This window comes from Variovorax paradoxus, assembly GCF_040544635.1.
GTDB classification, from domain to species: domain Bacteria; phylum Pseudomonadota; class Gammaproteobacteria; order Burkholderiales; family Burkholderiaceae_C; genus Variovorax; species Variovorax paradoxus_R.
On record NZ_JBEPKJ010000012.1, the window covers coordinates 217,925 to 230,000 of the forward strand.

The 12,076-nt window shown below is 66.8% G+C and carries 9 protein-coding genes; 5 read left to right on the forward strand and 4 right to left on the reverse strand.

Annotated elements, in window-relative coordinates:
• The first annotated feature begins 35 nt into the window (after nucleotides 1-35).
• From purU to ABIC94_RS20905, 3 genes are all read left to right on the forward strand, one after another.
• Nucleotides 36-881, forward strand: coding sequence for a formyltetrahydrofolate deformylase (gene purU / locus ABIC94_RS20895; protein ID WP_354374882.1), 846 nt, complete (start codon nucleotides 36-38; stop codon nucleotides 879-881).
• A 75-nt stretch (nucleotides 882-956) separates the two neighbouring features.
• Nucleotides 957-1,652, forward strand: a complete 696-nt coding sequence (locus tag ABIC94_RS20900) for a DUF2846 domain-containing protein (protein WP_354374883.1) — start codon at nucleotides 957-959, stop codon at nucleotides 1,650-1,652.
• Nucleotides 1,649-2,926: a S1 family peptidase gene (locus ABIC94_RS20905; RefSeq protein WP_354374884.1), complete on the forward strand. Its 1,278-nt coding sequence runs from the start codon at nucleotides 1,649-1,651 to the stop codon at nucleotides 2,924-2,926. The genes ABIC94_RS20900 and ABIC94_RS20905 overlap by 4 nt, the downstream gene beginning before the upstream one ends.
• A gap of 73 nt (nucleotides 2,927-2,999) precedes the next feature.
• Here the strand turns inward: ABIC94_RS20905 and ABIC94_RS20910 are convergent, their stop codons facing one another.
• The 4 genes from ABIC94_RS20910 to ABIC94_RS20925 all read right to left on the reverse strand — a co-directional run bounded on the left by ABIC94_RS20910 (nucleotide 3,000) and on the right by ABIC94_RS20925 (nucleotide 9,845).
• On the reverse strand, nucleotides 3,000-3,377 hold the full coding sequence (locus tag ABIC94_RS20910) for a hypothetical protein (protein WP_354374885.1): 378 nt from the start codon (nucleotides 3,375-3,377) through the stop codon (nucleotides 3,000-3,002).
• Between the two features lie 120 nt (nucleotides 3,378-3,497).
• Nucleotides 3,498-4,673, reverse strand: coding sequence for a GDSL-type esterase/lipase family protein (locus ABIC94_RS20915; protein ID WP_354374886.1), 1,176 nt, complete (start codon nucleotides 4,671-4,673; stop codon nucleotides 3,498-3,500).
• Between the two features lie 214 nt (nucleotides 4,674-4,887).
• Nucleotides 4,888-8,193, reverse strand: a complete 3,306-nt coding sequence (locus tag ABIC94_RS20920) for a carboxyl transferase domain-containing protein (protein ID WP_354374887.1) — start codon at nucleotides 8,191-8,193, stop codon at nucleotides 4,888-4,890.
• 11 nt (nucleotides 8,194-8,204) lie between these two features.
• Nucleotides 8,205-9,845 (reverse strand): AMP-binding protein, encoded by a 1,641-nt coding sequence (locus tag ABIC94_RS20925; protein WP_354374888.1) that lies wholly within the window; start codon nucleotides 9,843-9,845, stop codon nucleotides 8,205-8,207.
• Between the two features lie 86 nt (nucleotides 9,846-9,931).
• Here ABIC94_RS20925 and ABIC94_RS20930 point away from each other — a divergent pair, with 86 nt between their 5' ends.
• Both ABIC94_RS20930 and ABIC94_RS20935 read left to right on the forward strand, forming a co-directional pair.
• Nucleotides 9,932-10,636 (forward strand): TetR/AcrR family transcriptional regulator, encoded by a 705-nt coding sequence (locus ABIC94_RS20930; RefSeq protein ID WP_354374889.1) that lies wholly within the window; start codon nucleotides 9,932-9,934, stop codon nucleotides 10,634-10,636.
• Nucleotides 10,637-10,700: 64 nt separating this feature from the next.
• Entirely contained in the window at nucleotides 10,701-11,966 is a 1,266-nt protein-coding gene (locus ABIC94_RS20935) for a branched-chain amino acid ABC transporter substrate-binding protein (protein WP_354374890.1), read from the forward strand.
• Nucleotides 11,967-12,076: the final 110 nt, after the last annotated feature.

Sequence of the window (12,076 nt, forward strand, 5' to 3'; positions counted from 1 at the left end):
CCGGGCCCGGCGCGCGCTGCGACAATCGGGGCCTCATGAGTGCATACATCCTGACCCTTTCCTGCCCTGACCGCGTGGGCATCGTGCATGCCGTTTCGGGCTTTCTGCTCGAACGCGGCGGCAACATCGAAGAAGCCGCCCAGTACAACGACCACGACACGGGCCTGTTCTTCATGCGCGTGCGCTTCGCCTGCAGCGACCACACCGAGGCGTCGCTGCGCGAACAGCTCGCCACCTTCGGCGCCGGCTTCGGCATGAACCTGCAACTGCACGCCGCGGCCGAACCGATGAAGACCGTGATCCTGGTCAGCAAGGAAGGCCACTGCCTCAACGACCTGCTGTTCCGCTGGAAGAGCGGCCTGCTCGCCATCGACGTGCGCGCCATCATCTCGAACCACCGCGATTTCTATCAACTGGCCGCCAGCTACAACGTGCCCTTCCATCACATTCCCGTGACGGCCGCCACCAAGGCGCAGGGCGAAGCCAGGCAACTGGAAATCATCGAGGCCGAGGGCGCCGAGCTCGTGGTGCTCGCGCGCTACATGCAGATCCTGAGCAACGACCTGTGCAAGAGCCTGGCCGGCCGGGCGATCAACATCCACCACTCGTTCCTGCCGAGCTTCAAGGGCGCCAAGCCCTACTACCAGGCGCACGACCGCGGCGTGAAGCTCATCGGCGCCACCGCCCATTACGTGACGGCCGACCTCGACGAAGGCCCGATCATCGAGCAGGACGTGGCGCGCGCCGACCACACCGACACGGTCGAAGACTTGACGGCCCGTGGCCGCGACACCGAAAGCCAGGTGCTGGCACGTGCGGTGAAGTGGCACAGCGAGCACCGCGTGCTGCTGAACGGGCACCGCACGGTCGTCTTCCGCTAGAACGCGCCTGCCGGAGCCACCGGCCATCCAGATGTAAGCGGGTGTAGCATCAGCGCCAAAAGAGGAGAAGGCGCAATGCGACGTTGGATCGGTGGTTTTCTGTTGGCCGCGCTGGCGGCCTGCCTGTTCGGGTGCTCCGCCACGGGGCCCCGGTATTCGGAAATGGCGCAAAGCCTCCCCTCGCTGGGCGAGAACGAGGGACGAATCTATTTCTATCGCAACTCGATCCTCGGCGCGGCGGTCCAGCCCGAGGTCTCGCTCAACGGGCAGGTCGTCGGCAAGTCGCAGCCCGGCAGCTTTTTCTTCGTCGACCGGCCGGCCGGCTCTTACCGGGCCACTGCCCGCACCGAGGCCGAAGGCAGCATCGACATCGCGCTACGTCCCCGGCAGACCGCCTATATCGAGATGAGCATCAGCATGGGCTTCCTGGTCGGCCACCCGGCGTTCGAGCGGGTGGCGGAGCCGGAAGGCCGCAAGGCACTGCCGTCGCTGGCTTACGGAGGAAAGATGCCACTGCCGGCCAAGGCGGCGAATGCACCGCCGACTGCTCCGGCGGCAGCCGTAACCCCTGCAGTGGCTACGGCGACGCCCGTCGCAAGAGCGTCGCTCGTCCCGACCGCGGTCGCGCCCGCCACACAGAGTCCGGCCGTTGCGGTCGTTGCGGCCACACAGCCGCCGGCCCGCAGCGCTGCACCCGCGGCGCCCGAAGCGACACCCTTTGCCAAGACTTCGATCAACGATCTGCGACTGCTTCTGCAGGCCAACCGATGAACCATCTGCTCCTGCCTTTCACCCTGGCGCTTGCAGCCGCGCTGACCGTCCCCGCGGCCTCCGCGCAGGATGCGCGCGGCAGCGCAGTCCTCGCACCCGACGCGCTCTTCTCCCGCGTGTCTCCGAACGTCTGGGTGGCTCAAGCCATCGATGCACAAGGAAAAATCCTCGCCTCCGGCAGCGCGGTCGCCACCGGTCCGGGCACTGCCGTCACGAGTTGCCAATTGCTCGCCAAGGCCAGCACGGTGGCGCTGAAGCGCGACAACGTGAGCTATGGCGCGACGCTGGTGTTTCCGGACGTCGCACGCGACCTGTGCCAGCTGCGGATCGCGAATTTCTCTGCGCCACCGCTCGGCATTGCGCCCGCGAACGCCCTGCAGGTCGGCATGCCGCTCTACATCGTCGGATCGCCGAGGGGCAAGGAACTGACGCTCGGCATCGGCATGCTCGCCGGCTTGCGGCGCAACGATGCCGGCGGGCTCGAGGCACTGCAGCTCGCTGCGCAGCCTGAGGCGGGTCTTGCCGGGGCCGGGCTCTTCGACGCTCAAGGCCGGCTGGCCGGACTGATGAGTGCGGCGCCGGCCGGTTCAGCGGCGTCGAATCTCGCAATGCCGGCGGCCTGGATTGCAGACTTGCCCTCGCGCGGCCAACTCGCCATCGAGCGGCTGGCAATGGAGCCCGCAACGGCCTCCGCGAGCGGTGCAGCGGGCCGGGCGCCGGCTCAGACGCGGCCGAGCGTTGTCGAATACCAGCTGCACGACCGCCTCACCAACGTCTATCGCAAGGTGATCTACCGCGCCGACCCTGCCACGGACGATCGCATCAGCTTCAACAGCGGCGGATGGGTCGAGAAGCCCGGCGGCGAAGTGGTCAGCGTCACCAGCCCCATCGCCGGCGAGTTCGACACGGCCATGCCGCCGGGTGGCTGGGCCAAGGAAAAACTCAAGGAAGAAGCCGCCTGGAGAACCCGCTACGACTCCACCCTGGGCGGAACCCGCATCAACATGGATCTGTCGGCCACGGTGATGGAAGACACCACCCTGACAGTGGGCGGACAGGAATTCAAGGTCGTTCGCATCGAATACCGCGGGTACACGCAGCGCTTCGCGAATGCGGGCGCCGTCGGTGGCAACCAGTACGGCCGCTACCGGGCCGAGGTGTGGTTTTCGCCAGAACTCGGGCGCGTCGTTCGCTTCGAAGCGAAGACGCGCGGCGGCGCAAGCGGTGGGGCGTTCCAGGTCAACGAAGCCCTCGAACTGGTCAGCCTGCGTTAGAAACGCTTCGCGGCGACAGGCGGCCGCCCCGCTGCCGAGGTTCTGGCCGCCTGCCGCCGCGGGCACGCATCAATCAGTTGCGGTTGGGATTGTTCGGACGACGGTCATGGCGGTTCGGCACGCCGTCGCCGTCACGGTCCCACTGGCCGCGGCGGTATTCCCAGCGGCCATCGCGTTCGCGCCATTCGGGCGCACGGTAGGCGTAGCCCGGACGGGCGCGCACATACATGCCCCTGACCCACACATGGCGTCCACCACGCCATTCATAGTGACCCGGGGCCCACACGTAGCCGCGGCGCGGAGGCGGAGTGCGCTCGGAGCGCGGCGGCGGCGGCGGAACCTCGACGTACACCTCACGCTGTGCGTGGGCGGCTGTCGGCACCATCAGCGCGCCGGCCATCGAGAGCAGCGAAGCGGCGCCAATGGAAAGGGTGATTGCGAGTTTTTTCATGGGTGTCCCCTCATGAGTGGTTGGAGCACTCATGCTGCCGGGATCATGTGAACCGCCTGTAAGCCCTACACCGGACTTTGTGTAAACGTGTATCGCAAGACGTAGGCCTTTTGTTAGCGCTTACTCCTGCAACTCGCGAAGATCTATGGCCGCGGCCATGGCGGCATGTCCCGCTTTGTTGGGGTGCAGGTGGTCGCCGCTGTCGTACAGCGGGTTCAGCGCCAGCGGATCGGCGGGGTTGCGCAGCACAGCGTCGAAATCGATCACGGCGTCGACGTCCTGGCGGCTGCGGATCCAGCGGTTGACCTCCCCGCGCATGGCCTCGGAAGCGTCTGTCCAGTAGGGCGTGTTCCTGAACGGCGGCACGGTTCCGATCAGCACCTTCACGCCTTTGGCGCGGGCTTGCTTGATCAATTGCTGCAAGCCTTCGGTGATGCGTTCCGCCGTGGGAACCTCGTGTTCCGGCGTCGGTAGCCGCGCCATGCCGACCAGCACGCTGCGGCCGATGTCGTTGGTGCCCAGCAGCACGACAACATGGGTCACGCCTGTCTGCCCGAGCCCGTCGCGCGCAAAACGGGAGAGGCCGCTGGGACCGATGCCGTCAGTCAGCAGGCGATTACCGCCGATGCCGGTATTGATCACCGACAACGGTTGCGCCGCCGAAGGACTGTTGCGCAAACGCGTGGCGAGCAGATCGGGGTACGCGCCCTGGCCCGCTTCGCCGCCGCCCGCGGTGATGGAATCTCCGAACGCGACCACCAAGCGAACCGGCTGCGCGGTCATCACGTCCAAGCCGGTCACGATGTGATTCAGCGGCAGCGGCGCGGCGCCCTGCAATTTGGGCGTGCCAACGGCGTTGCCGCCGACCACCCAGCTCGTGTCGGACACCTGCGTGTGAACGGTTGCGAAGGGCACGGGGCGATCGAAGAAGGCGCTCACCGCTACGGCCTGTCCGGCTTCGACTTTCAGGTCGGCGCCGTCGCTCCATGCATCCGCGCCCGGCGCGACGACCACGCTGTCGCGGCCACCGAAGCGCAGCATGCTCAGCGTCGCCGGCGAAATTGCGCCTGCGCCCGTGCTGTGCCCCACGCTCGCGGCTGCGATGCGCAACGGTGCCTTGCCGAACCTGTTGGAGAAGCGGATGCGAACGCGTTCGCCGCTCAGCGCGGTCTGGACCTGCTGGCGCAGCGTCTGCCCGCGGAACACGTCGCCGCCAGGTCTGGGCGCCGCAGCCTTGGCCAGCGGATTCGCACTCAGCTCGCGAAAATCCACCGGCGCAACGGCCCAGCTGGCCACCCAATGCGCCTCTACCGGCTGCTTCGGGCGATCATCCGGCTGAACAGCCTGAACGGCCACTGCAGCGGCCAGCAGCAAGAGCCCGATAGCAGTTACCGCATGCCGCAGAACACCTTGGCGAAGCGCAGAAAGCCAATGCGAAATTTCTTGCACGCAAAGCGATTCAGTTTACAGAGCCCCCTTGTCCTCTCGTGTGACGAGGTCTAGTGCATCGTTACCAAGTGTCTACATACGGCAGGGCAGCTTCTACCGACCGTCCGGCCGATGCAAGTCCGCGCACCAGCCAAGTGCGCGTCTCGGCGGGATCGATCACCGCGTCGATCTCCAGCGTTTGCGCCATGTGAATCGCTTCGCCGTTGGCGTACTGCTGCGCCACGAGCTTCTTGAACAGTGCATCGCGCTCGGCACCTTCGGGCACCGCGGCAAGCTCCTTGCGATAACCCAGCCGCACCGCGCCTTCGAGCCCCATGGCGCCGAACTCGCCCGTGGGCCATGCCACGGTGAACACCGGCGCATCGAAGCCCCCGGCCGTCATGGCTTGCGCACCCAGGCCATAGCCCTTGCGCAGCACGACGGCAAAGAAAGGCACGCGCAGGTGCGAGGCCACCATGAACATGCGGCACACGTGGCGCACCTGCGCCTGCGCTTCGATCTCGGGGCCGACCATGAACCCGGGCGTGTCGCACAGTGAAACGATCGGCAACCCGTGCGCGTTGCACAGCTGCATGAAGCGCGCGGATTTATCGGCCGCCTCCACATCGATGGCGCCGCCCAGGTGATGCGGGTTGTTGGCCATCAGGCCCACCGGCTTGCCCTCGATGCGCGCCAGCGCGGTGACGATGCCCGCCCCGAAGCCGGCGCGCAGTTCGAGCAGCGAGCCCGTGTCGGCCACGCCGCGCATCGCGGCGCGCACGTCGTACACGCGCAGCCGGTTCTCCGGCACCACATGGCGCAGTGCGCGCGGGTCGGCGCATTGCCAGTCGGTGACCGACCCCTGGAAATACGAGAGATATTGCTTCGCGGCAGCCACCGCAGCGGCCTCGTCCTCAACAAGGATGTCGATGACGCCATTGCGCGACTGCACGCTGCTCGGCCCGATCTGCTCCGGCGCGAAGGTGCCCAGCCCGCCGCCCTCGATCATCGCGGGACCGCTCATGCCGATGTTGCTTGCCTTGGTGGCGATGATCACATCCGCGCACCCCAGCAGCGCCGCATTGCCGGCAAAGCAGCGGCCATGCACGATGCCCACCACCGGCACCTTGCCCGACAGTGCCGCGAACTGGCTGAATGTGTGGTTGTTGAGGCCCGCGACGATGGGCATGTCGGTATCGCCCGGCCGGCCGCCGCCGCCTTCGGCGAACAGCACCACCGGCAGCTTGAGCTGATGCGCCACCGCCAGCAGCCGGTCGGTCTTGTGGTGGTTGCGCATGCCCTGCGTGCCGGCCAGCACCGTGTAGTCGTAGGCCAGCACCGCACAGCGCGACACCTCGGGGCCGAACTGCTTCGCGTTGATGCTTCCGAGGCCCGTCACCATGCCGTCGGCCGGCGTGTTGGCGATCAGGTCTTCGAGCGTGCGGCGCCGCGTTTGCGCGGCAATGGCGAGTGCGCCGTATTCGATGAAGTTGCCGGGGTCCGATGCGGTGTCGCACAGGTCGGCGATGTTCTCGCGCGCGGTGCGTCCGCCCTGCGCATGACGCTTCGCCACGGCTGCCTCGCGGTTGGCATCGAGCGTGTAGGCATGGCGGTCGATCACCTTCCGCAGATCGGGCCGGATGGCGTCGAGGTCGTGCTCGGCGCGCGCCTCGGCTTCAACCGCCTGGGCATCGACGGACTCCAGCCGCACCAGCGACTGCCCCTCAACGAGGTAGTCGCCGGGCTCGGCCAGCAGCGCAACCACCCTGCCCGCGGCGGGCGCATGCAGCAGGTGCTCCATCTTCATCGCCTCGAGCACGCCGAGCTGTGCGCCGGCCGGCAGCACGTCGCCCACCGACACTTCGAACTGCACCAGCCTTGCGGGCATGGGCGCCTTGACGATCAGGCCGTCTCCGTCCTCCGAAGAACTTGCCAGCGGCGTGCTCCCGGCTTCGGAGGCAGGAGCGGTCTTTCTCGGGCTCTTCTTCTCGAATGCGACCGCCGACGCGAGCAGATCGCCGAGCTGCGCTTCCACGAAGCGCGTGTGCAGCGCCTGGCTCGCGAACTCGGGCCGCGCCGCAATGGCACGCAGCAGCGAGAGATTGGTGGCAATGCCGTCGATGTGGCATTCGTCCAGCGCACGCAGCGAGCGACGCAACGCGTCGGCGAAGTGGGGCGACGGCGAATGCACGATCAGCTTGGCAAGCAGCGTGTCGTAATGCGGCGAAGGCGCAAGCCCCGCGTAGCCATGCGTATCGATGCGCACGCCCGGCCCCGCCGGCAGATCGAAGCGTGCCAGCGATCCGCCCGAAGGCCGCGCGTTGCCATGGGCGTCGAGCGTCTCCGCATTGATGCGCCATTGCACCGCGAAGCCGCGCTGCGGCGCCGTGCGGTCCGCGTCCACGCCCAGCGCATTCAACAGCTGGCCGGCGGCCACCGCGATCTGCAGCTGCACGAGATCGAGCCCGCTCACCGCCTCCGTCACCGTGTGCTCCACCTGCAGCCGCGGATTCGCCTCGATGAAAACGAAGGGCAGCGTGGCCGATTCGGTATCGACGAGAAATTCGAAAGTGCCGAGGCTGCGGTAGTTCACCGCCTTGGCCATGCGCAGCGCCGCATGGGTGATCTGCGCGCGCAGCGAATCGGGCAATGAAGGGCTGGGGGCAATTTCCACCAGTTTCTGGAAGCGCCGCTGCAAGGTGCACTCCCGCTCGCCGAGACTTGCCACGGCCTGCCCGTCGCCCAGCACCTGCACCTCGATATGGCGGGCGTCGCGCATCAGCCGCTCCACATACACACCCTCGACACCGAAAGCAGCCTTGGCTTCGGACATGCAGCGCGCATGCGCCTCGGGCAACTCTTCGGCATGGAGCACGGCGCGCATCCCGCGCCCGCCGCCGCCGCCGATGGCCTTGATCATCACGCCCGCACCCTGCGCTTGCTGTTCGGCAAAAAAGGCCTGCGCCTGCGCAAGCGTTACCGCACCGGTGCTGCCGGGCATCACGGGCACGTCGCATTGCGCGGCGAGCGTGCGTGCACGCGCCTTGTCGCCGAACAGCGCCAGCTGCTCGGGCGTCGGGCCGATGAAGACCAGCCCCGCCTCCGCGCAAGCCTGCGCGAAGTCGGCGCGCTCGCTCAGGAAACCGTAGCCGGGATGCACCGCATCGCAGCCCTGCGCGCGCGCAACGGCGATCAGCGCGGCGACGTCGAGGTACGCCGACGGGCCCGTTGCATCGAGCGCGACCGCGGCGTCGGCAAGTTGCACATGCAGCGCCGATGCATCGTCTCGCGCATGCACCACCACGCTGGCAATGCCCAGGTCGCGCAGCGCGCGCACCAGCCGGACGGCAATTTCGCCGCGGTTGGCAATCAGGATCTTGGAGAACAAGAGAGAACCTTTCAGGCTTTGTCTTTCAGCAGGCGCCGAAGCACCTTGCCGGCGCCTGTGGTCGGCAACGCATCGATGAAGCTCACGGTGCGCGGCGCCTTGTAGCTGGCCATGTTGTCGCGCGACCAGGCAATGAGCGCGTCGGCCTCCAGCGCGGCGCCGGGCTTGCGCACGATGAATGCCTTCACCACTTCGCCCTTCTCCGGGTCGGGCTGCGCGATGACTGCCGCCTGCGCCACCGCGGGATGCTTGATGAGAATGGTCTCGACCTCTTCGGGGAACACGCTGTAGCCCGAGACCTTGATCATTTCCTTGAAGCGGCCGATGAAGGTAAGGTAGCCGTCCGCATCGAGCTTGCCCATGTCGCCCGTGTGCACCCATTTGCCGCGCAGCGTGGCTGCCGTGGCCTCGGGCTTGTTCCAGTAGCCCTTGAAGCAGCCGGGGCTGGTCAGCACGATTTCGCCGACCTCGCCCGTGGGCAGGTCGGCTTGCGTCTCGGGGTCGACGATGCGGATGGTCACGCCCGGCACCGCGATACCCTGCGTGCCCCATCGGGGCGCGTGGGCCGGCGTGTAAGTGTCGCAGGTGTGGGTTTCGCTGAGCCCGTACGCGGCCTCGAACGATATGCAGTTGGGCGCATGCGAGCGCCACTGCGCCGCCAGCGGCTCGGTAAAGGTGATGCCGAAGCTCGTGACCGGATTGCGCTGCAGGCTCGAGAGATCGAAGCTTGCAATGTCGGGCACCTGCATGCAGGCCACGTTCATCGGCGCAATGCTGTACCACCAACTCACCTTGCAGTGCGCAATGGCCTGCAGCACAGCGCGCGGATCGAATCGATGCAGCAGCACCGACGCGGCGCCGCTGAGCACCGGCACGTTCACGCCCATCAGCATGCCGGCGATGTGATAGAGCGGTGCAATGGAAAGCAGCACGTCGCCGCTGGTCACGCCGTTGCAATCGGTCGCCGCACGGGTCTTGAAGAGCGCGTTGCCGTAAGTGAGCATCGCGCCCTTCGGCAAGCCGGTGGTGCCCGAGGTGTAGGTCATGAGCGCCACGTCGTCCAGATCGATGCTCACGGATTGCGGCACCGCGCCGCTCTGCATCACCGCCAGAAAGTCTTCGCACCCTTCCGGCATGCTGCGAACGGAGTCGCGTCCGGCGAGCAACTCGGCGGGCAGGTCGAGCGTGGGCTCGGCAGGCAGCAGGTCGGCGTAGTGCACCACGAACACGTGTTCGATCGCACTCCCGGGCTGCACCTTGCGCACCACCGGCAGCAATGGCGCGGCGGCGACGATCACGCGCGCCTTGAGGTCGTTGACCTGGTACGCCAGCTCGTGCTCCTTGTTGAGCGGGCCGCTGGGGCAGACGATGGCGCCGATCTTCTGGATGCCGAAATGCGCAGCCAGGTACTGCGGACAGTTGTTGAGGAACAGCACCACCGGCTCGCCCTTCTTCACGCCGATGGCCTGCAACCGCGCAGCAAATGCATCGCTGGCTCGGTCGAGTTGCGCCCAGCTCATGGCATGGCCGTACCAGATGCACGCCGCGCTGCTGCCACGCTCGCGCGCATGGGCGCGCAGGTACTCGTGCAGGGGTTGCTGTGGACGGGGAGGAAGCTCGCTCAACCCGCGAGCCGTTGTGGTTGTCTCCATGGCGTCACTTTCTCAGGGTTATCGATAGCCGCCTGCGCGGGGCAGGCGCTTGCCAATGAGTACATGGTGCACCAACAATCCTACCCATGGGTATAACTTCGGCGACACGGCACAAACCCTCTGGCGACGCAGAGACTCCGGTGGCCGCCATGGCGCAACCGCATCTGCCCCAAGGCACAGGGCGCCAGCGCGCGGCCACGCAGGCCACCGACCTGCAGCGCGAACGCATCCTTCAGGCGGCCGCGCGGCTCTTTGCGGCGCAGGGCTATGCCAACACCACCATGGCGCAGATCGTTCGCGCGCTGGGCGTGACCAAGCCCTTTGTGTATTACTACTTCCGCGACAAGCAGGAGATCTTCGAAACGCTCTCCTGGCGCCCCGCGGTCGACTGTTTCACCGCGCTCGACTTCGCCGCGGGCGATCCGCGCCGCGCGAGCGAGAAGGTACTCGAAGGCATCGAGCGGTTGATTCGCGCGACCATTGCGCACCACCCCTGCGCCTTCTTTCCCTACCGCGAGCCGCAGGTGTACCGGCCCGAGTACATCGCCGCGCAGAAGAAGCTTGCGCATCACTTCTACGACCTGCTCTGCCCGCTGCTCGAAGAAGCGCGCCGCGACGGCGACCTGGACTTCACCGAGACCAAGATCACCGCGCTGGCCGCCTGCAGCCTGCCCGGCTTCCTCTACAGCTGGTACCGGCCCGATGGCCGCCTCTCGCCCGACGAAGTGGTGGCCGAGCTCACGAAGCTGGCAAGCCGCGTGATCGGACTTCGCGCCAAAGAACCGCGTTGAAGCGCAAGGCGCACCGCCGCGCCCTCCGCGGAAGTTTTTCCAACGACATCGGAGACAGAAAGACATGAGATCCGAACACGCGCCTGTCGCAGCCCTGGCGCCCATCGCCCTCGCCTCGCTGCTGGCCCTTGCGGGCGCGGCGCAAGCCCAGCAACAGACCTACAAGATCGCCTACATCGACCCGCTCTCGGGGCCGTTCGCGAACGTGGGCGAGCTGATGCTCACCCACACGCAGTACGCCATCGAAGAAATCAATGCCAAGGGCGGCGTGCTCGGCGGCACCAGGCTGCAGCTGCTGCAGTTCGACAGCAAGCTCTCGGCGCAGGAGAGCCAGAGCGCGCTGCAGGCGGCCATCGACCAGGGCGCCAAGGCCATCGTCACGGGCGGGTCGGGCTCTTCGGTGGTGGCCGCACTCGTCCAATCGGTAACGCGGTGGAACCAGCGCAATCCGGGCAAGGAACTGATCGTTCTGAACCATTCGTCGATCGACCCCGAGATGACGGGCAAGAACTGTAGCTTCTGGCACTTCCAGACCGAGGCCAACACCGCGATGAAGATGAAGGCGCTGGCCAACTACATCAAGAAGACGCCCGACGTGAAGAAGGTGTACCTGCTGAACCAGGACTATGCCCACGGCAAGCAGTGGGCGAGCTACGGGCGCCAGCTGGTGGGCCTGGCGCGGCCCGATGTGCAGTTCGTCGGCGAAACGCTGCACCCTATCGGCCGCGTGAAAGACTTCTCGCCCTACATCGCGAACATCAAGCAAAGCGGCGCCGACTCGGTGATTACCGGCAACTGGGGGCAGGACATGACCTTGCTGCTGAAGGCCGCGGGTGATGCGGGCTATAACCTGCGCTACTTCAACCACAGCGCGGGCTCGGTACCCGGAACGGTGCTGGCGGTATCGCAGGCCAAGCTGGGGCAATTGACCTGGGTGGCCGAGTGGCATCCGGGCCAGGCCGACACACCGCGCGCCGATGCGCTCGCCAAGGCCTACAAGGCCAAGACGGGCAAGGACTTTCTGGCGCCGCGCATCGACTTCACGCCGCGCCTGCTGGCCGCGGCTATCAACAAGGCCGGCAGCACCGACACGGTGAAGGTGGCGCGTGCCCTCGAGGACATGAGCTTCGACTCGGTGGTGGGCCCGATCCGCATGCGTGCCGAGGACCACCAGCTGCTGCTGCCGCAAGTGGTCAATACCATTGCGCCCGTGGATGGCAAGAGCGTGAAGGTGGGCTGGGAAGGGACCAACTACGGGTTCCGGACTGATGCCGTGTATACGGGGAACGAACTGGCTCAGGGGACTGACTGCAAGATGGTTCGGCCCTAGGCTTGGGTTGAGTTTTTCAGGGCGCGTGCAAAGGCCACCGGGTACTCCCCTCCGCGAATGTCCCCCGGGCTTCGCCCTCCTCCTTTATTTCGCTGCGGGGAGCACCCGAT